At 41.0% G+C, this 21,553-nt stretch carries 18 protein-coding genes; 11 read left to right on the forward strand and 7 right to left on the reverse strand.

Features of this window, described 5'->3' with window-relative positions; genetic code table 11:
• Positions 1-8: 8 nt before the first annotated feature.
• The gene (locus NSQ36_RS05095; protein WP_003211655.1) at positions 9-494 is read right to left on the reverse strand and encodes an antibiotic biosynthesis monooxygenase; all 486 of its coding nucleotides are present in this window, start codon (positions 492-494) and stop codon (positions 9-11) included.
• A 127-nt stretch (positions 495-621) separates the two neighbouring features.
• On the opposite strand from NSQ36_RS05095, the gene NSQ36_RS05100 reads away from it, so the two are divergent.
• The 7 genes from NSQ36_RS05100 (at position 622) to NSQ36_RS05130 (ending at position 10,640) form a co-directional block, all read left to right on the forward strand.
• Entirely contained in the window at positions 622-2,757 is a 2,136-nt protein-coding gene (locus NSQ36_RS05100; RefSeq protein WP_251191023.1) for a PBP1A family penicillin-binding protein, read from the forward strand.
• A 124-nt stretch (positions 2,758-2,881) separates the two neighbouring features.
• The gene (gene hemE, locus NSQ36_RS05105) at positions 2,882-3,940 is read left to right on the forward strand and encodes a uroporphyrinogen decarboxylase (RefSeq protein ID WP_251191022.1); all 1,059 of its coding nucleotides are present in this window, start codon (positions 2,882-2,884) and stop codon (positions 3,938-3,940) included.
• A 32-nt stretch (positions 3,941-3,972) separates the two neighbouring features.
• Entirely contained in the window at positions 3,973-4,911 is a 939-nt protein-coding gene (gene hemH, locus NSQ36_RS05110) for a ferrochelatase (protein WP_137054829.1), read from the forward strand.
• Positions 4,912-4,933: 22 nt separating this feature from the next.
• Entirely contained in the window at positions 4,934-6,346 is a 1,413-nt protein-coding gene (gene hemY / locus NSQ36_RS05115) for a protoporphyrinogen oxidase (RefSeq protein ID WP_251191021.1), read from the forward strand.
• 174 nt (positions 6,347-6,520) lie between these two features.
• Positions 6,521-7,099 (forward strand): TetR/AcrR family transcriptional regulator, encoded by a 579-nt coding sequence (locus NSQ36_RS05120; RefSeq protein ID WP_212046108.1) that lies wholly within the window; start codon positions 6,521-6,523, stop codon positions 7,097-7,099.
• A 63-nt stretch (positions 7,100-7,162) separates the two neighbouring features.
• Positions 7,163-9,472 (forward strand): YhgE/Pip domain-containing protein, encoded by a 2,310-nt coding sequence (locus tag NSQ36_RS05125; protein WP_226804883.1) that lies wholly within the window; start codon positions 7,163-7,165, stop codon positions 9,470-9,472.
• Positions 9,473-9,590: 118 nt separating this feature from the next.
• Positions 9,591-10,640 carry a M42 family metallopeptidase gene (locus NSQ36_RS05130; RefSeq protein WP_003212389.1) on the forward strand — a complete coding sequence of 350 codons (1,050 nt, stop codon included), beginning with the start codon at positions 9,591-9,593 and terminating at the stop codon, positions 10,638-10,640.
• Positions 10,641-10,673: 33 nt separating this feature from the next.
• Here the strand turns inward: NSQ36_RS05130 and NSQ36_RS05135 are convergent, their stop codons facing one another.
• Positions 10,674-11,963, reverse strand: coding sequence for a cation:dicarboxylase symporter family transporter (locus NSQ36_RS05135; RefSeq protein WP_003211494.1), 1,290 nt, complete (start codon positions 11,961-11,963; stop codon positions 10,674-10,676).
• A gap of 339 nt (positions 11,964-12,302) precedes the next feature.
• Positions 12,303-12,440: a protein YhfH gene (gene yhfH, locus NSQ36_RS05140; protein ID WP_008359029.1), complete on the reverse strand. Its 138-nt coding sequence runs from the start codon at positions 12,438-12,440 to the stop codon at positions 12,303-12,305.
• Between the two features lie 156 nt (positions 12,441-12,596).
• Here yhfH and NSQ36_RS05145 point away from each other — a divergent pair, with 156 nt between their 5' ends.
• From NSQ36_RS05145 to NSQ36_RS05155, 3 genes are all read left to right on the forward strand, one after another.
• On the forward strand, positions 12,597-13,340 hold the full coding sequence (locus tag NSQ36_RS05145) for an MBL fold metallo-hydrolase (protein ID WP_268459031.1): 744 nt from the start codon (positions 12,597-12,599) through the stop codon (positions 13,338-13,340).
• 2 nt (positions 13,341-13,342) lie between these two features.
• Entirely contained in the window at positions 13,343-14,332 is a 990-nt protein-coding gene (locus NSQ36_RS05150; RefSeq protein WP_050945384.1) for a lipoate--protein ligase, read from the forward strand.
• A gap of 171 nt (positions 14,333-14,503) precedes the next feature.
• Positions 14,504-16,057 (forward strand): fatty acid--CoA ligase family protein, encoded by a 1,554-nt coding sequence (locus tag NSQ36_RS05155; RefSeq protein WP_050945383.1) that lies wholly within the window; start codon positions 14,504-14,506, stop codon positions 16,055-16,057.
• Between the two features lie 86 nt (positions 16,058-16,143).
• Here NSQ36_RS05155 and NSQ36_RS05160 read toward each other — a convergent pair whose 3' ends face one another.
• A complete protein-coding gene (locus NSQ36_RS05160; RefSeq protein ID WP_003211259.1) occupies positions 16,144-16,551 on the reverse strand; it encodes a hypothetical protein in 408 nt (135 codons plus the stop codon).
• 177 nt (positions 16,552-16,728) lie between these two features.
• Here NSQ36_RS05160 and NSQ36_RS05165 point away from each other — a divergent pair, with 177 nt between their 5' ends.
• A complete protein-coding gene (locus NSQ36_RS05165; protein ID WP_321999195.1) occupies positions 16,729-18,012 on the forward strand; it encodes a M48 family metallopeptidase in 1,284 nt (427 codons plus the stop codon).
• A gap of 40 nt (positions 18,013-18,052) precedes the next feature.
• On the opposite strand, the gene NSQ36_RS05170 is transcribed toward NSQ36_RS05165, so the two are convergent.
• From NSQ36_RS05170 to NSQ36_RS05180, 3 genes are all read right to left on the reverse strand, one after another.
• Entirely contained in the window at positions 18,053-19,198 is a 1,146-nt protein-coding gene (locus tag NSQ36_RS05170; protein WP_034620013.1) for a S8 family peptidase, read from the reverse strand.
• 388 nt (positions 19,199-19,586) lie between these two features.
• The gene (locus tag NSQ36_RS05175; protein ID WP_251191019.1) at positions 19,587-20,171 is read right to left on the reverse strand and encodes a histidine phosphatase family protein; all 585 of its coding nucleotides are present in this window, start codon (positions 20,169-20,171) and stop codon (positions 19,587-19,589) included.
• A gap of 61 nt (positions 20,172-20,232) precedes the next feature.
• Positions 20,233-21,528, reverse strand: a complete 1,296-nt coding sequence (locus tag NSQ36_RS05180) for a globin-coupled sensor protein (RefSeq protein ID WP_339206952.1) — start codon at positions 21,526-21,528, stop codon at positions 20,233-20,235.
• Positions 21,529-21,553 lie beyond the last annotated feature (25 nt).

Below are 21,553 nucleotides of genomic sequence, written 5' to 3' on the forward strand. Positions count from 1 at the left end.
GCACTTCCTTAATTGTCTGTAACGGCATGATAGGATGTGAGATAAGCAGGACGAGAGAAGATGGAGCCAGTATCATCGTTTGGCTGAAAGAATGCTTCTGATTCTTGAAAGTCTTCAAATAAGTCCTCTGATTCCCAGAGTGTCATAATCAAATACACTTCTTCATCTTTTTTCGGTCTTAAAACACGAAGAGCCTGGAAGCCCCGCTGATGTTCTGAAATGTTCGTCTTCTTCTGAAAAGTAGATTCAAACAGTGCTCTGCTTTCAAGCTTCACAGGGATATGATTCAAGGTGACGAAGCCAGGTTGGACTAGCTCACCTTTCGCATAAATCACATCATAGGCATGAGGGGCTTTAAAAACAGTCTCGCCCTCCGTCTCATGGAAAAGAGCTGCTTGTTCTTTTCCGACCATATAAAGCAGATTTTCCTGATCGTGTTTCTTTGCGATTTTATGCAAGAAATCTGCTGTTCCATAGGTTATATAGACATTCATCTAAACCGCCTCCCGCTTGATAGTATAACAAAAGAATGATATATAATTCTTTGGTAGTCAATCCATAAAACATATTATGAAGCAATACATCCCATACTATCCGTATAAAGGAATGAGGTGACCTAATTTGAAGAAAAAGAAGATAATCATTCCATTAGTCATTGCAGGAAGTACAATCGTACTCTCATTTATTGGCTATCTGACCATTTTATTTTTAGGACATTATGTCATAGATGAAAAGAAGCTTGTATTTCACGCTTCATCCCAAATCATTGATCGGAATGGAAAAGAACTCACAAGTATGTATTCAGAAAATCGGGACCCTGTGTCAATAAAGGATGTACCTGATAAAGTAGCAAAAGCCTTTGTGTCTGTCGAGGACAAGCGGTTTTATGAGCATCATGGAATTGATGCGCAGTCAATTTCAAGGGCGATTTATCGAGATATATTAGCAGGTGGAAAGGTAGAGGGCGGCAGTACAATTACTCAGCAGCTCGCAAAAAATATTTTTCTCACAAATGACAAAACCTTTCTGCGAAAAACAAAAGAAGTCATCATTGCAATTAATTTAGAAAGAGATTATTCAAAGGATAAGCTGCTCGAAATGTATTTGAATCAGCTTTACTTCGGTCATGGCGTCTACGGTATCCAAGCAGCAGCCAATTATTACTTTAGTAAAGATGTGAAAGATTTAACGGTCAGCGAAGGGGCTACACTCGCTGCGATGCCAAAGGCGCCGTCTACTTACTCGCCTGTTTTACACCCTGATAAAAATAAACAAAGACGGGACACGATTCTTAACTTAATGAATGAGCAAGGATATTTATCATCAACAGAAACAGTAGAAGCAAAAGGGAGAACACTAGGCATTCATTTAAAAAAGAAATCAGAAACGCCTTGGGTCGATAGCTATGTAGATCTTATCATTAAGGAAGCAGAATCAGAGTATGCCATTTCACATGAACAATTGCTTCAAGGTGGTTATACCATAACAGTTCCGATTGATATGAATCTGCAAAAGGTCACCTACGATGCGATGAAAAACAACCGTTATTTCCCGGGAAAAAGCGGTTCTCCTGAAAGCAGTGCCATCTTTATTGATAATGAGTCAGGCGGAGTAAAAGCAGCAATTGGAGGACGAGAATATCAAGCGAGGGGTTATAACAGGGTGACCGCTGTTAGACAGCCTGGATCTGTTTTCAAGCCGATCGCGGTATATGGACCTGCGCTGCAGGAGAAAAAATTCCGACCTTATTCCCTGCTTGAAGACGAAGAAAAAAGCTATGACGGTTATTCACCAAAGAATTACGATGGACAGTATGAAGGCAAGGTCACGATGGTGGAGGCCCTCATGAAAAGTAAGAATACAGCAGCGGTGTGGACATTAAGCCAGCTAGGTATTGATACTTCAAAAACATATCTCGAGAAAATGGGAATCGATATTTCGGATCAAGGACTTGCCATGGCGCTTGGCGGTTTAGAAAAAGGGGTTTCTCCACTTCAAATCGCAGGAGCTTTCCACACATTTGCAAACGAAGGCGTATATCAAAAGCCTTTCTTCATTCAGAAAATCACCAATGATGAAGGAGAAACGGTAGAGAAAAATCGTAGTAAGCCAGAACGAGTGTTTAGCGTGCAGAATGCTTGGAATATGACAAGAATGCTGCAGCAAGTCGTCAAAGGCGGAACCGCCCAGAGCGGTTCCTATGCTGGAGATTTAGCAGGTAAAACAGGCACGACCACATATTCAGGTGTGAAGGGTGCAACAAAAGATGCTTGGTTTGCCGGCTATACGCCAAGTACAACGGGTGCGATTTGGATGGGGTATGACAAAACCGATAACAGTCACTATTTAACTGGCGGAAGTCAATACCCAGTGCAGCTGTTTAAGGATATTTTAACGGCAGCCCAAATAACGAATGAAACGTTTAAAAAACCAGAGGGGATTAAAGAACTTCAAGCACCAATTCATTTAGAAGGACTATCAGGATTTGAAGCCCGCTATGCGTTTAAAATCAAAGGATTGTTTACATTAGAGCTGTCTTGGGAGAAGCAAGAGGATAAACGGGTTGAATACCGTATTTATGAAAAGAGGAATGGGAACGAGACGCTGATCGATTCAGTGACAGGCGTAGGCAGCTACACAATGCCGTATGCCAATGTGTTTTCAGATGCGGAGTATAAGGTGGTTCCATATAATACCCAAACGCAAGAAGAAGGAGAAGGCAGTCCATATGTCAAGCCAGAGGCTTTTGGACGTTAATATTCGGCGATTTTTTGAACAATGAGCCGGTTTAGTATACCGTGCCTTGAAAAAGCGGTATAGTAAAAGCAGTGTTTGAGCCTTATACAAAGAGAGTGTAAGGCGAAAGGTGGAATGAAAGGTAATGGGAAAAACGAAGGCTTTTAATGACACGTTCTTAAAGGCGTGCAAAGGGGAAAAAACAGACCATGTACCAGTTTGGTATATGAGGCAGGCAGGACGCTCACAGCCTGAATATCGTGCCCTTAAAGAAAAGTACGGGCTATTTGAAATTACGCATCAGCCAGAGCTATGTGCTTATGTAACACGACTTCCTGTAGAACAATATGGTGTAGATGCCGCGATTTTATATAAAGATATTATGACCCCGCTTCCAGCTATTGGAGTGGACGTTGAAATTAAAAATGGCATTGGACCTGTCATTGATTCATCGATTCGGACAAAAGCAGATATCGAACGTCTTGGGGAACTTCATCCTGAAGAAGACCTGCCATATGTGCTTGATACGATTCAGCTTTTAACGAAGGAGCAGCTGAATGTACCGCTCATCGGTTTTGCTGGTGCACCATTTACGATGGCTAGCTATATGATTGAGGGCGGCCCGTCTAAAAACTATCATAAAACAAAAGCGCTCATGTACAGTGAGCCTGAGACATGGATGCTGCTCATGAACAAATTAGCTGATATGACGATCACGTACATACGCGCGCAGGTAAAAGCAGGGGTCAGTGCGTTTCAAATCTTCGACTCATGGGTGGGCGCTTTAAATGCAGCAGACTACCGGACATTCATTAAACCTGTCATGCAGCGAATTTTCACAGAGTTGAAGAGTGAAAATGTACCAATGATCATGTACGGAGTTGGTGCAAGCCATCTCGTGAAAGATTGGCATGACCTGCCGCTAGACGTCGTTGGACTTGATTGGCGTATGAGTGTAGACGAAGCGCGAAAAGAAGGGCTCACAAAAACGTTACAAGGAAATCTTGATCCAACGATCTTACTTTCTCCTTGGGAAGTCATTGAAGAAAGAGCAAAAGACATATTAGATCAAGGGATGAAATCAGATCACTTCATCTTTAACCTAGGTCATGGGGTATTTCCAGATGTTTCACCAGATACGTTAAAGAAGCTGACCGATTTTATTCACGACTATTCAGCTACACATAAAAAATCATCCATCTAAACTATTTCAATTGATCTGAAGGAGTGTTGGTTGTGGAGAAAAAGAAAATGGGGCTTCTTGTCATGGCATATGGCACCCCATATAAAGAAGAAGACATTGAGCGTTATTATACACATATTCGTAGAGGCAGAAAGCCGGAGCCGGAAATGCTGCAAGATTTAAAGGATCGCTACAAGGCAATCGGCGGTATTTCTCCTTTATCAAAAATTACAGAGCAGCAGGCACATGGTTTGTGTGAGCACTTGAATGACATTCAAGACGACATTGAATTTCATGTGTACATTGGCTTAAAACATATCGAGCCTTTCATCGAGGATGCAGTTGCTGACATGCACAGGGACGGCATGACAGAAGCTGTGAGTATCGTTTTAGCGCCGCATTTCTCTACCTTTAGTGTGAAATCATATAACAAACGTGCACAAGATGAGGCAGACAAGCTTGGCAATCTACAGATTACGTCTGTTGAAAGCTGGTACGATGAGCCGAAGTTTGTGGACTATTGGGTGAAGCAAGTGAAGGATACGTATGCATCAATGAGTCAAGAGGAAAGAGATTCCGCGGTACTTATTGTGTCTGCACACAGCCTTCCTGAAAAAATTATTGCAGCAGGAGATCCATATCCTGATCAGCTTGCACAATCTGCCAAAATGATTGCAGAAGGTGCGGGAATCGAACACTATGAAATTGGCTGGCAAAGTGAAGGCAATACGCCGGATCCATGGCTTGGACCAGACGTACAAGACTTAACGCGGGACTTATTTGAACAAAAAGGCTATCAAACATTCGTGTATGTGCCTGTTGGTTTTGTCGCTGATCATCTTGAAGTGTTATACGACAACGATTATGAATGTAAAGTCGTGACAGATGAAATTGGTGCAGCCTACTATCGTCCAGAAATGCCAAATGCGAAACCAGCATTTATTGATGCTCTGGCAACAGTCGTATTAAAGAAGCTTGACGAAAGCAAGTAATCATATAAAAGAAGGCGATCCTATGCATGACAATCAAAAACACCTTGTCATCATTGGCGGTGGCATCACTGGTTTAGCCGCCGCCTTCTATTTGGAAAAGGAAGTCGAAGAAAAAGGTCTTCCGATTCAAATATCACTTATTGAAGCGAGCCCTAGGCTAGGTGGAAAAATACAAACATTATATAAAGACGGCTACATCATTGAACGTGGACCTGATTCATTTTTAGAAAGAAAGGCCAGTGGGCCGCAGCTTGCGAAAGATGTCGGTCTGTCCGATCAGCTCGTCAATAATGAAACTGGGCAAGCGTATGTACTGGTCAATGAAAAGCTTCACCCGATGCCAAAGGGTGCTGTTATGGGCATTCCAACTCAAATCAGCCCATTTATTACAACTGGTCTTTTTTCAGTTGCGGGAAAAGCAAGAGCGGCGATGGATTTCGTGTTGCCAAAAAGCAAGCAGACCGAAGATCAGTCGCTTGGTGAATTTTTTAGAAGACGTGTGGGTGATGAGGTCGTTGAGAATTTAATTGAACCGCTTCTATCAGGCATTTATGCAGGGGATATTGACCGCCTGAGCTTAATGTCCACCTTCCCGCAATTTTATCAAACAGAACAGCAGCATCGCAGTTTGATTCTTGGGATGAAAAAATCACAGCAGCATGCGAAAGCGCAGCAGGTGACTGCGAAAAAACAAGGACAGTTCCAAACGATCAATCAAGGGTTGCAGTCGCTTGTGGAAGCAGTAGAAAGTAAGCTCAAGCTGACAAAGGTGTATAAAGGGACAAAAGTAAAACAGATTGAAAAAACGGATGGAGGCTATGGCTTGCAATTAGACAGCGGTCAAACGCTTTTTGCCGATTCAGCCATTGTCACGACGCCGCATCAATCGATTTATTCCATGTTTCCTAAAGAAGCAGGGCTAGAGTATTTGCATGACATGACCTCTACTTCTGTTGCAACAGTAGCACTCGGTTTTAAAGAAGAGGATGTTCATAATGAATATGACGGCACTGGTTTTGTTATCTCAAGAAACAGTGATTTCTCTATTACAGCCTGTACGTGGACAAACAAAAAGTGGCCGCATACCGCTCCGAAAGGAAAAACGCTATTGCGTGCGTATGTCGGAAAAGCTGGTGACGAATCGATTGTCGAGCAGTCAGACAGTCAAATCGTCAGCATCGTGCTAGAAGATTTAAAGAAAATCATGGATATTAAAGCAGATCCAGAATTGACGACAGTGACTCGCTGGAAGACAAGTATGCCGCAATATCACGTCGGTCATCAGAAAGCTATTTCGAACATGCGAGAAACGTTTAAGCAATCATATCCTGGTGTTTATATCACAGGTGCTGCATTTGAAGGTGTTGGAATCCCTGATTGTATTGATCAAGGAAAAGCCGCCATCTCAGAGGCTGTATCGTATCTATTTTCATAAAAAACAACTCCCTTTTCTGTCATGGAAAGGGAGTTTTTCATGTTCGAATCATTCAAAAAGAGTTGGGAATCATAAATGTGAACAAAGTTGTTGCATCTGGGGAAAAGGATATGGTATATTACTTTCTGTACTTAATGACCAAAACGTTCAAATAGTCATTTCGGGAGTGAGAACATGAGTGTTGATAGGAGACAAATGATTTTAGAGGGTGCGACGAAAGCATTTACTCAATTCGGGTATAAAGCGACCACAATGGACCTTGTGGCAAAGCTTGCCAACGTCGGAAAAGGAACCATTTATACATTTTTCAAAAACAAAGAAGAGTTGTTTGATGAAATTTTCACATCCCTTTTACTAGAGATGAGGAAAATTGCGGATGAGGCAATTGATGAGAAGAATAGTTTCTCTGAAAACCTTCACTTAGCACTCTTTGCAATTTTAGAATTTCGAAAAAACCACCAGCTCACAATTAAGATTTTTCAGGAAAATGCAGAGCTTGGCACGTCAGCGGTCAAGGAAATGATCGAAAAAATGGAGCAGATGATCATTCGCTATATCAAAATGAAAGTGCAAGAAGCGATGGATAAAGGCGACATTAAGCCTTGTGATCCTGAATTGACTGCATTTGTGATGGTGAAACTATATATTGCACTGATTTTTGATTGGGAAAAGCGATACGAGCCTTTAACAAAAGAAGAGGTAGCCGAATCGCTGGAGCTTTATGTCTTAAAAGGACTATCTGCAACAACATAATTTTTTTGAGTTCAAATGACCAAATTTTATATTTAGTCATTCATCTATGGGAGGAAAACAGCAATGAATTTAATTCGGAATCAATGGAAGGACATTGTAACGAGCAAAAAACTACTGATCCCGATTTTAGCTGTCTTATTTATTCCGCTGATTTACAGTGGTGTATTTTTAAAAGCATACTGGGACCCTTATGGTACAGTTGATCAATTGCCTGTAGCGGTTGTCAACTTGGATGAAGGCAGTCATTATGACGGGAAAACCCTTCAAGTCGGCGATGATTTAGTAAAGGAATTAAAGAAAAACGATAATTTCAAATGGAACTTTGTCGATAGTCATGAAAAGGCTATAAAAGGATTAAATAACGAGGACTATTACCTCGTGGTGGAAATACCAAAGAATTTCTCGAAAAATGCAAGTACAGTGCTAGATAAACATCCGAAAAAATCGAATCTGAAATATTATACGAATCCAGGCGCCAACTATGCGGCGTCACAAATTGCGAATAATGCCATTATCAAATTAAAAGATTCGGTTTCAAAAGAAGTCACAAAAAATTACGCCGAGGTCATCTTTGATAACTTCAAAACGATTGCAAAAGGATTAGATCAAGCAAGCGATGGCGCGAAGAAAATTGATGACGGAACAAAAAGCGCAAAAGATGGCAGTACGAAATTAAAAGACAACTTAGCCAAATTGGCTGAAGGTACGTTAACCTATAGCGAAGGTGTTCATCAGTTCGCAGGGAAAATGGGTGAACTGAACACAGGCATACAGTCTCTAGACAGTGGGCTTGGTCAGCTCCTAACAGGCTATCAAACCATTGATCAGAAATTTGGAGAGCTTGGTACAGGAATTGATACATTAACCGAAGGATTAAACACAAGCCGAGAAGGACATCAGCAGCTCGCTTCTAAAATGCCGCAATTCACAGCAGGCATTGAGCAGCTAAACAACAAAGCCCAATCCTTTTCGGAAAAAATTGCAGCAGTAGAAAAAGTCTTGTCGTCACCAGAATTAGCGAATTTAGAGAAGATGGCGCCTAAACTCGATCAGGTGAAAGAAGACGCAAAAACGTTCAGTACAAAACTTGCTTCATTAAAAGAAGCACTATCAAATCGAGATGCTAATGTAAAAAGCATTATCCAAAACAGCTCTATGACAGATGAAGAGAAAAAGGCGGCAATGGATCAACTTGACAGTCTGCCTAAAATCGAACTGCCTGATCTGTCTGGACTCGAACAAAGCTTAGCGGCCTTGCAGGAACTGCCTGATGCAAGTGAGGTTCAACAAGCAGTTGCATCTGCAAAAGCGCAGTTGCAGCAAGTCAAACAGCTGCCAGAGAAAACAGAACAGCTGTACACATCTACAGTTGCGATACAAAATGCGATCGACCAAATGACGTCTGGTACGAATAAATTGTATCAAGGTGCACTGAAGCTTCAAACAGGTCAAGGCCAATTACAAGATGGCCTGCAAACAGCAAATGGAAAGCTTGATACAGCGAAAAGCGGTGCGGATAAGCTTGCGAATGGATCAAGCCAGCTGAGCGCAGCGTTAAATAAGCTGGAAAGTGGTTCAACAAATATCCAAAGCAATACATCTAAGCTTGCCGAAGGCTCAAAATCGCTTGATAAAGGATTGGGAGATTTAAAGAGCGGTACAGGTAAGCTGTCCAATAAATTGAAAAGCGCCGCTGATGAAACAGGAGAAATTGATGCGGGGCAAGACAATTACAATATGATTGCTAGCCCAGTTAAAACAGAAAATGATACAGCGAAGAAGATTGATAATTATGGAACAGGGCTCACGCCTTATATTTTATCCATGGGACTCTTTGTTGGGGCTCTAATGCTCACCGTCGTATTCCCAATGAAAGACCCTGCTGGCCGCCCTAGAAATGCGTTTGAATGGTTTGTCAGCAAATATAGCGTGCTTCTACTTGTCGGTATCCTTCAAGCAGTCATTGCAAGTACGATGCTCATCTTTGGGCTTGGTCTTGAGGTGGAAAGCCTCTGGCGCTTCTATCTCTTTGCGATCGTCGTCAGTCTGACATTCTTAGCGATTATTCAGCTGCTAGCAACAACAATGGGGAACCCAGGACGCTTCATTGCCGTCATTATCTTAGTTCTTCAGCTCGCAGCAAGTGCTGGTACATTCCCGCTTGAGCTTGTGCCGAAGTTCTTCCAAGTCATTCATAGTCTGCTTCCAATGACGTATACAATCAATGGATTTAGAACGATCATTGCAAGCGGTGATGACAGCTATTTATGGCACCAAGCAGCGATTCTCGGTACAGTTGCGATCATCATGATGGCGGCAACAACTGCATACTTTGCTTGGAACGTAAGAAAAATGAAACAAGACGAAGCTTAATCAATGAATCCTTTCTCTTGATAGAGGAAGGATTTTTGATTTGAAATTAGACATCTTGAACCCGAAGCGATATATTTTAATGGAAGGAATTGCTTTCACACAAAGGAGGAAATGCCGAATGACTACTGAAGTAAACGAAACCGTTCAGCTAATTCAAAAGCTCGTATCGATCCCAAGTCCGTCAGGGAATACAGAAAAGGTGATCGGCTTTGTTGAACGCTTTTTACAAGATGTAAATATTGAGACAAAACGAAATCGTAAGGGCGGCTTAATTGCTACTATTAAAGGAACTGATGACAAGGAACACCGCATGCTGACAGCACATGTCGATACGCTCGGTGCAATGGTAAAGGAAATTAAATCAAATGGACGGCTTCGTCTTGCACTCATTGGAGGCTTTCAATATAACTCAATTGAAGGCGAATATTGTGAAATTGAAACAGCAACAGGTCATACATACACAGGTACTATTCTTATGCATCAAACGTCCGTTCATGTCTATGCGGATGCAGGAAAAGCAAAACGAAACCAAGAAAATATGGAGATTCGTCTCGATGAAAAGGTGAAAAATGCAGACGATGTCAAAGCACTTGGGATTCAAGTAGGGGACTTTATCTCATTTGATCCTAGAGTGGAAGTGACGTCATCAGGTTTTATTAAATCAAGACACCTTGATGACAAGGCAAGTGTAGCGCTTTTGCTACGACTCATCCACCGCATTCAAAAGGAAAATATCACACTGCCGCATACGACGCACTTCTTAATTTCTAATAATGAAGAGATTGGCTACGGAGGTAACTCCAATATTCCCGAAGAAACGGTGGAATATCTTGCTGTCGATATGGGAGCGATCGGCGATGGTCAATCAACAGATGAATATAGCGTGTCTATTTGTGTGAAGGACTCAAGCGGTCCTTATCATTATGGATTACGCAAGCATTTAGCTGCATTAGCAGAAGAGAACAACATAGATTACCGTTTAGATATTTACCCTTATTACGGCTCTGATGCATCAGCAGCGATTCGAGCAGGGCATGATATCATTCATGGACTGATTGGTCCAGGGATCGATTCCTCGCATGCTTTTGAACGAACGCATGAAGATTCCCTTGTCCATACAGCGAATCTTCTTTATCACTACGTGCAATCATCCTTAATCACAGTATAAAAAAAGAACCCCATTTATCGGGGTTCTTTTTCATTAGCTTGAAAGCTGTGTCGGTTCAGGTACATCTTGTCCAGTCATCACGCGATGTCCTTTTTCAGGGTCATATTGCCCTTCCCATTTAGACATCACAACAGCTGCAAGTGCATTTCCTGTTAAGTTAACAACTGTTCGCGCCATATCCATGATACGATCCACACCTGCAATAAATGCAAGACCTTCAGCAGGAACACCAATCGTTCCTAATGTGGCGAGTAATACAACAAAGGACGTACCAGGAACGGCAGCCATTCCTTTAGATGTCACCATCAGCACAAGAACAAGTGTGAGCTGTTGGACGATCGTGAGGTCAATGCCATATACCTGTGCAAGGAAAAGCGCAGCAATCGCTTGATACAAGACGGAGCCGTCCAGGTTAAACGTATAACCGATTGGGATAACAAAAGAAACAATTCCCTTCGGACATCCAATGCGCTCCATTTTATCCATGACTCTTGGTAAAACTGTTTCAGAGCTTGATGTACTAAAGGCAAGAAGCATTTCGTCTTTCATGTAAGCAAGAAATCTGAAAATATTGACGCCAATCATCTTTCCAATAATTCCGAATACAACGATAAGGAAGAGAGCGAGCGCAAAATAAACAAGACCTACAAGCTTACCTAATGAAATAAGAGATTCAAGACCAAATTTTGATACAGTCACGCCAATGAGTGCGAAGACACCAAATGGTGCAGCTTTCATCACAACATTGACGACATGGAACATGGCGTGTGATACACCTTCAAAGAAGGCGAGCACTGGTTTGCCGCGTTCACCAATGGCAGAAACGCCAAGAGCAAATAGCACAGTGAAGAAAATAATCGCAAGCAAATCACCTTCCGCCAATGATTGGAAGAAGTTCGTTGGAACGATATGAAGGAACGTATCAGCAACTGATTTGCTGCTTTGCTCTTTTTCCGTTTCAACATACTGGCTAATATCTTGTTTTTCCGTATTTCCAAAGTCAACGCCTGCACCAGGTTGAACAAAGTTAGCAAGCACAAGACCAAGGATAATCGCAAATGTTGTGATAATTTCAAAATAAAGAATGGTTCTAAAACCAAGCTTCCCTACCTTTTTACCATCACCGGCACCTGCAACTCCTAAAATTAAGCTAGATACGACAATTGGTATAACAATCATCTTAATGAGTCTTAAGAAGAAGTCTCCAATTGGTTTTAAATAAGTCTCAACGCCTGGGTTACCGAAAAAGATTGCCCCAACAACGACACCGAGAATAAGACCGATTAGGATTTGTGTCGCTAATCCAAATTTTAATTTTTTCATAGATTTCCTCCCTAGCATATTCATTAAAGGAATATTCCCATCATATTAAGTTTTAATATATGAAATAAAGTATAACTAAAATTAAAGAGGTTCGTCCACGATTAAATTATATTAAGAAAATACAAAATTATTTGAAAAAATGAACATTTAGAACCTCCTTTATTGATTCAAGTCAATAAAAAGTGCCTTCGGAACTAAAACTCATCAGATGAAAATACTAAAAAACCCTTTTAGGACAAGGGTTTTACCTTTTTACCTATTTTTCAGAAAAAATAAAAAGCACTTTTGACTCCAACTGACGACGGAGGAAAAAAGTGCTTTTTAATTCAATTTATTACCTTATTTAAGATAACTTACTTGTGAGCATTCCTCACATTCATTACCGTAACACTCGTGTTGTTCCATTAAATCATTTCCACATTTTGTGCATTTTTTTGAAGGCAAATTTCTAAAAAATTCTGTGATTTTTCCTAGCATTTGTCATCCTCCAATACGTTTTGTTGCTATTATTGTATTATAACAGATTAATAATTGTCAATCTGTTTTGTAACAATAGGCAAGAAGAATGCTTTTTTTATGAAAAATGGGTATATTGTAAGAAGGGGATTTTTAGAAAAGGAGGGAAAAATGACGATGAAATTAACTGTCATTGGATGCTACGGAGGATTCCCGGCCGCTGGTGAAGCGACGTCAGGGTATCTTTTTGAATCAGATGGCTTTCGTCTACTTGTAGACTGCGGAAGCGGTGTTCTTTCCAAACTGCAGCAATACATAGATATAGAAGAACTAGATGCTGTTCTCCTTTCTCATTATCACCACGATCATATTGCAGATATCGGACCACTCCAATATGCGAAGCTAGTGGGATATCATTTAGGAAAAAGCAGCGGTCCGCTTCCGATCTATGGACATACAGGTAATCAAGAAGCATTTGGGCGGCTTGCGGATGATGTACATACTAAGGCAAAGGCTTATCAGCCAGAAGAGGGTATTCAAATTGGTCCATTTCAAATTGATTTTTTGAAAACGGTTCATCCGGCAGAATGCTATGCGATGAGAATTCAGGCGGGGGATGCTGTGGTGGTGTATACAGCAGACTCAAGTGATCAGGAGGCATTTATCCCATTTAGCAAGGGTGCAGATCTACTGATTGCTGAAAGCAATTTTTACGCTGGACAGGATGGATCGAGTGCAGGACATATGAATAGTACAGAGGTGGGCAAGCTTGCAAAGGAAGCAAATGTTGGGGAACTGATCATCACCCACCTGCCCCATTTTGGTCGTCATAAAGACCTAGTCAATGAAGCACAGGCGTTATATACTGGCAATATACAGCTTGCCCATTCAGGGCTTAGATGGAACAAGGAAGGAAGATAGAGATGCTGTTTATCGATAACGAACAACATTATGATCCAATGATTAATTTGGCAATTGAAGAATATTGCTTAAAATATTTAGACCCAGAAGAAACGTACTTGCTGTTCTATATTAACCAGCCGTCGATTATTATAGGAAAGAACCAAAATACAATAGAAGAAATCAACACGAAGTATGTGGAAGACAACGGCATCAAAGTTGTCCGCCGCCTGTCCGGTGGTGGCGCAGTTTACCATGACAAAGGAAACTTAAACTTCAGCTTTATCACAAAAGACGATGGGGACAGCTTCCATAATTTTAAAAAATTTACGGAGCCAGTCATCCAAGCGCTTGAAAAGCTAGGCGTCAAAGCTGAATTAAGTGGCAGAAATGACATCATGGCAGAAGGTCGAAAAATTTCTGGAAATGCCCAGTTCGCAACACGAGGACGTATTTTCAGCCATGGCACGCTGCTATTTGATTCAGAAATTGAACATGTTGTTTCGGCTTTAAATGTGAAAAAAGAAAAGATTGAATCAAAAGGCATTAAATCCATTAGGAGCAGGGTTGCCAATATTAGTGAATTAATGGATCAAAAGATGACAACAGAAGAATTTAGAAAAATTCTGTTAAGCTACATTTTCGATACGAATGGGGATGTTCCTCAATATCAGTTGACTGAGAAGGATTGGGAAAAGATTCACGAGATTTCTCGGGAACGATATCAAAAATGGGAATGGAACTACGGCCGTTCACCGAAATTTAATTTACAGCATTCTAAAAGATTCTCAGCAGGCTCCATTGATCTTCGATTAGAAGTGAAAAAAGGGATGATCCAGGACTGCAAGATCTTTGGTGATTTTTTTGGTGTAGGGGATATTGCTGATATTGAAAAAAGACTCATTGGGCAACAATATGATCGCAAAACGATCAGCGACGTATTAGAAGATATGGACATGCGCCACTACTTCGGCAATGTATCAAAAGAGGATTTTCTTGATTTGATTTATTAAGAGGGACAAGCACGGCTAGAGATAGCGGTGCTTTTTTGATTGAAAGAATTGAAAGCGATTTACATTTGATCTTGTGGATTTTTTCGATTGTCTATTATAATAGAAAGGAGGAATGTTTGGCCATAAAATGAATGGTTATTCATTCATTGATGACATGTAAGGGGTGGGAGAATGGATTTGATCAAAAATCTAGAGCAGACGGCGATGACGAAGGGAGAAGATATCGCACTGATCTTTGAAGGAAATCAGTGGACCTATCGAGAGCTCATGACAAGTATCGAGCGCTTTGCAGATGGATTAGTGGGCGAAGGATTTCAAGCCGGGGATCATATCGCGCTTATTTTAGGAAATTCACCGCATTTTGTCATTTCTTTTTTTGGTGCTTTAAAAGCCGGGCTTGTCGTAGTACCAATCAATCCAACATACACGCCTAGTGAAATTGGCTATATGCTGATTACAGGTGATGTAAAAGGCATTGTTGCCCCTGAACAACTGCTGCCAGTGTACGAGCAAGTGTATGAACAGCTTCCGTCTATTGAACGGGTGATTATTTGTGCAGAAAATGAATCTGCGTGCAGATCAAGTTTTAAGGAAGTATCAGATCAACTTGTCTTCTTTGGAAAGCTTGTGTCTGGTCATGCGAAAGAGAACGTGCATCCATCTATTCATCAGGACGATACGGCAGTTATTTTATTTACATCTGGCACGACAGGAAAACCAAAGGGTGCGATGCTGACTCATTTCAACCTGTATTCAAATGCCAGAGACGTTGCTGAGTACCTATCCATTGATGAAAAGGACAAGGTGATTGCTGCATTGCCGATGTTCCATGTATTTTGTTTAACGGTTTGTATGAATGCACCATTGATTCATGGCGCGACCATCTATGTCCTGCCGCATTTCAGCCCATCAGAGCTTTTGCGTATGATGGAAAAAGAGAAGCCAACGTTATTTGTTGGTGTTCCAACTATGTATAACTATTTGTACCGCCAGGAAGGGCATGAGAAAGCAATGTCCTCTGTGAGGATTTGTATATCAGGCGGTGCCTCAATGCCTGTTGCTTTACTTCACGGTTTTGAGAAAAAATTTGGTGTCACGGTGCTGGAGGGTTACGGATTATCAGAGGCTTCCCCAGTAACTGCATTCAATCCTCTTGATGGAAAAAGAAAACCCGGTTCAGTCGGGACCGACATTATGAATGTGAAGAATAAGATTGTGAATGAACTGGGAGAAGAAGTCGGTCCAAATGAAGTCGGAGAGCTCATAGCAAAAGGACCCAACATTATGAAAGGCTATTATCAAATGCCAGAAGATACTGAAGCTGCACTAAGAGACGGATGGCTGTACACCGGTGATTTAGCAAGAAGAGATGAAGAAGGATACATTTATATTGTCGATCGGAAAAAGGATATGATTCTTGTTGGCGGTTATAATGTGTATCCAAGAGAAGTAGAAGAAGTGCTTTATCAACATGAAGCTGTAGCAGAAGCCGTTGTCATCGGTGTGCCAGATCCGAACACCGGAGAGGCTGTCGTCTGTTACATTTCCCCCAAGAAACATGCTCACATCGATCAAGAAGACATCATCACACATTGTTCACGCTTTTTAGCGAAATATAAGCAGCCCCAAACGATCCATTTCATAGATGATATTCCAAAGAACACAACAGGTAAAATTTTAAGAAGAGCACTAAAGGAAAAGTATCAAGCAGAGGAAAGTAAATAAGAAAAGGGGGTCTCTTATGAAGAGACTCCCTTAGTGTGCTAAGGTTCTATCACGCTGATAAGAAGACAAAGGGATAAAATAAAATTTCAGCCCTTTAGAATGGCTTCTTTTAACTGTTTCTGAAAAGAATTAGACTGTTTTTGATTCAGCTCATAATAAGTCCCATCTACTAAAAAAACGACCTGCGAACGGTTTGTCCAAAGCTGAAAGGTGGTGCCGTTTGTTCGGCCGTACATCACCTTGGCGATATAATCTGGTTTCTTTAAATTTTTCTTGAGATGATTGCTTGTTTGTTTGCCTTTGTTTAATTCTTCTATTAAGTCTTCTGCTGTGTCCTTATCATCTATTTCATAAGAAGTGGACTCGTTTTCAGATGAAAGGAGCAATTTTTCAGCTCGATTCTCATCAAAGATTTCGCTCGTCCGGCTGAATACATAAAAGAAGGTAATAAGTAAAAGTCCAAAGATCACAACTCCTGCAAGGATTTTCTTCATTTCGATCCTCCAACTCTCTATTTTATATGTAGCATCTCCGATTTTCGAGTAGCATAATCATTTTTTTCGTGAAAGCTTTTTCAGATAGGGCATGCTATGATGGAGCCACATGAGACAGGTTCTAAACAAAATAATGGATGATTAGAATAGAGAGAGGGATGGAAAGGAGGCTGACCTGTGCGAGTACGTAAATGGGTAGCTCTTGCAACGGTAGCATACATATTGTACGGTCTTTTTATTTATTCTTATTTGTTTCTATTTGGAGATGCATCGGTTCCTGACAGTGTAAAAGGAACAAGTGCAGATCCGCATACCTTTATGAGAAGCCATGAGCTTGCCATCAGCGAGAATTTCTCGAGATTACGTAACTTGCTATTTTTCATGACAATTCCATTAGATTGGTATGTCTTTTTTCTTCTGCTCATTTCAGGGTTTTCACGAAAATTAGCAGACTGGAGCCTGGCAGCAGCTCGTTTCACATTTTTAAGTAAACTTGTATATGTGTTTGTGCTGTCGCTTTTGACAATGCTGATTTCACTTCCCATTAAGTGGATTGGTTATCAGCTGTCTTTGCACTACGGAGTATCTGCTCAAAGTACGGTAAGCTGGTTGAAAGATCAAATTCTAGATTTCTGGATTCAATATCCGCTTCTTGCCCTATGTGCTATTGTATTCTTTTGGCTTATTCAAAAAAGAAGAAAGCGCTGGTGGCTGTATGCCTGGTGTTTGACAGTTCCATTCACGCTATTTCTCTTCTTTATACAGCCGGTCGTCATTGATCCGTTATATAACAATTTTTATCCACTAAAGGATCAAGCTCTTGAGAACAAGATCTTAACACTTGCAGACAAAGCTCATATCCCGGCAGGTCATGTATATGAGGTCAATATGTCTGAGAAAACGAACACGATGAATGCTTATGTCACAGGGATTGGTGAAAATAAGCGTATTGTGTTATGGGATACGACACTGCAAAAGCTGAAAGATCGCGAAATTTTATTTATCATGGCACATGAAATGGGACATTACGTCATGAAGCATGTCTATATAGGATTAGCAGGATATCTAGTACTGTCACTTGCGGGATTTTTTGCGATCGACCGTCTCTATTTTTATTTCTATCGTAAAGGAGCAGTTCTATTTCGGCTGAGGGAGCCGCGCGACATCGCTGCTCTTCCGCTTCTTCTCATGATTGTATCGATGCTGTCATTTGCAGCATCACCTTTTACAAATGCAGTTTCAAGACATCAAGAACGTGCAGCTGATGAGTATGCGCTAAACCTGACAAAAGACGGAGAGGCAGGGGTGACGTCTTTTCAAAAACTTGCAAAATCAGGGCTGTCTCAGGTGAATCCGCCACTTTTAGTGAAGGTCTTCCGCTACGGGCACCCAACTATGATGGAGAGAATCATGGAAATGGAAAAAGCAGCGGAAAAAGAGGAAACGTCGAGGAAGCAATAAATAAAAAAATCCGGCTGTATGAGCCGGATTTTTTTATTGTTTAGTTAGAAGCCGCTTGAACGTTGATTAACCCTTTTCCGTAATAGAAGGAGTTACCAAGCGGTGTTGCTGTGTTTTCTAAGCGCTGGCGAACCTGAGAAGTTGATAGATTCGGGTACTTAGAAAGGATAAGCGCTGCTGCTCCTGCTACATGAGGAGACGCCATAGACGTTCCAGTATAAGATGTGTATCCACTGCTTGGTACTGTACTTAAAATAGAAGTACCAGGTGCAGAAACATCTAATTCAGGGCCTGCGCTAGAAGACGAATTTCTGACATTGTTGCTGTTTACATTGGCAACGGCAATGGTAGAATCATATTTTGCTGGATAGCCAACTGTACTTGTAGAGCCAGTGGAACCTGAGTTACCTGCAGCCGCCACAACAACGACTCCGCGGTTATTCGCTGTATCAACGGCATTTTTAAGCGCTGTTGAACCATTCGGTCCGCCTAAGCTCATGTTGATGACATCCATATTATTGGCTACTGCCCATTCAATACCGCTAATAATCCAGCTATATTGTCCGTCGCCATAGCGGTCTAATACTTTAACAGCATATAGGGAAGCACTTGGAGCGACCCCAAGAACACCAATTGTGTTATCAAGGGCAGCAATGGTTCCGGCTACGTGAGTTCCATGTGATTGAAAGTCTTGGGTGGCATTTGGCTCTGAAGGGACGAAGCTGGCACCGCCTGCAACATTTAAGTCAGGGTGGGCAGCGTGGATGCCCGTATCAAGGACAGCTACTTTGACATTAGCCCCTTTATAACCTTGAGCGTGTACAGCTGGAGCTTTGATTTGAGGGATTCCATAAGGGACGGTTTGTGCATATGCTTCTGCTTTGTGGTCTTCTTCTACGTAAGCAATGCTAGGGTCATGTTCAAGTTTTTTTGCGGCTTGTTCGGACATCTTTACTTGTGCGGCATTAATGAGACGATATTGCTTTTCTAGTTTTCCACCATTTTGAGTGACGGCTTGTTTCTTAGAGCTGTTTGTAGTGGCAGAGGCTTTAAAGCCAACAATATAGCTCTTTTCACTATCTGACTTTGAGACCGTCTCGGCATTTGCCATGGAGCCTCCAAACCCTGCTGAAAACAGAAGAGGGACAGCCAATAAAACACTTGTCATCACATTTTTCTTTTTCACGCACAATCCACATCCCTTTTTTCTTATTTCAGAATAATCATCCGTAGTCTATAAGAATGATCCGTTTGACTATTCTGTATATTCAGTTTAAGGGAAGTAGGCAAATAAGAGTAGACCCGAATTTTTGTGAAAGTCCTAGCGAAAATTGGGGAATTAAGTCACTTGGAAATGATGGTAAAATATGTTTATTCTACTATTTCAGCGGTTATCTATTAAAAAGGAAATGTGCTTTTTTTCTTATGATCCATTTTCGGAGAAATATTCGATACCCGAAAAGCCTTAAAATAGGTAGAAACGTCTAGCATCTATTTCGAATTTCGATATAAAAAAATACTATTTTATCATTGTTTTTGTCATTTAAAAAGAACCTGTTTACATAACAGGTTCTTTAAATAGGAGAGGATTGAGTTAAATGGCTGACCACGTTGTAATCAAGCACCTTCCATTTACCATCTTTCCATTCCACATAATTTAAGCAAGCATTGACGAGCCTCGTGTTCTCAAGACCAAGATGTTCATCCGCTAAGGTGGTGAGTAAAGCATGGATGGCAGCGCCGTGTGCCACGATCAGGACTTGTTGATTCGGATAGGCTGCTCTAACTTTCTCAATGCCTTCTACCATTCGATCTTGAATCGCTTCAAGCGGCTCCATATTTGGATACTGTTTATCTGGAAAAAGCTTTTGGCGCTCCTCAAATGACATGCCTTCAGCATCGCCATAATCACGCTCAATGAAATCATCCATGATGACAAGAGGCGCATCTATATGTTTTAAAATCAAGTGTGCTGTTTCTTTTGCCCTTGTGAGTGGACTGGAAATGACAACATCCCAATGGGCATCCTTCAAATAAAGACCCGTTTGTTCAGCCTGCCATTTACCAGTATCATTTAAAGGGATATCTGTTCGTCCTTGAATTCGTTTCGCTGCATTCCAATCTGTTTCCCCGTGCCTGACTAGGCAAATTGTTGTCAATCAAATCCCGCCTTTTCTATCTTTTCTTCTATTATACTAAAGCAGAAGAAAAAAGACTGGATTAGCGATTTGTGAGACTTGTTAAGGATTCGACTGAGTTGGCAACTTGAGAAACCGTTTGTTTGACTTCCTTCAATTCGTTCAGGAAGGTTTGAAGGTCTATTTCAATTTTTCCATTTTGATTTTTGCTTAAGTTCATGCTGCTGACGATATCATCGAAGAGCGAATTGATTTGAGTCATTTTTTCTTTACTATCTGTCACGAGTAAATTCACGTCCCCAATGTGCTGAGACACAATGGAGATTTGTGAATTGGTATTGTTGACGAGTTCAGATACGGTTGAAACCGTTTTCTTTGTGTCCTCTGATAATTTACGAACCTCGTTTGCGACGACAGCAAAGCCTTTTCCGTGTTCGCCTGCTCGTGCAGATTCGATGGAAGCATTTAAAGATAACAAGTTCGTCTGCTCTGCAATGCCTGTGACAATCCCAAAGATTTGTTCAATCTGTTTGGCGATTTCTTCTAAACGCTTAATTTCTGTTTCAATCTTTGTCATGCTGCCATCAATTTGGTTCATTTGTGTTTGTTGAATCTCTAATTCTTTTTTACCGCCAATCGATTTTTCCTCGACCTGTGCTGAAATTTGCGTGCCAGCTTGCGACATGTCTGCCATCTCATCAGATTTTGATACAAGCTTGTCCACGGCATTTGTTGTGTTTGAGAAGAGAGAAGCAAGTGAATTTGATGTTTCTGTGATTTTTGTATGGAGCTCCTGCTGCTGCTGTTCTGCTTCATCACGAATTTTAGAATATTCATTTTGGAATGTATCAAGGACAAGCTGCTGCTCTAAATTTAAGATTTTTGTCGTCGCTTTGACTGCTGTCTGATATTCTTTGAAATCTTGGATATGCTGAGCAAATAAATCCATAATTGATAGCAGAAGGTCCTGGAATGCAGCCATATACCACTTAGGCTGGAGGCCAATCCGTAAATGAACTTGCGCAATTTTAATTCGTTTTGCCACATAGGCTTCATCAACCACACCTGCAAACATTTCACTAATATGAATGCGGAGTGTTTTTTTCAAACGGTCGACAGAACTATTATCTTGAATGATATGCATCAAGGAAGATTCGACTTCTAAATTTTTATAAAATTTATCAACGATACGTGCAATATCCTCCTGAACAATTGGATTGAGCTGTTTTAGAATAAATAGGTCATGCTGCGTCAGGTCTATCATTTTAATTTGTTTCGCGATATCCGTATTGTCAGAAAAGTTGATACGTTTTATCCCATCATCCTGCTGTGTGAAAAAAGCAGTGTTTTTTCTTTTCGTCTCTTTTTTAAATAACAATGTTTTTGTCCCCCTATAATCATCA

Source organism: Bacillus sp. FSL W8-1143, from assembly GCF_037965155.1.
Classification (GTDB): Bacteria; Bacillota; Bacilli; order Bacillales; family Bacillaceae; genus Bacillus; species Bacillus pumilus.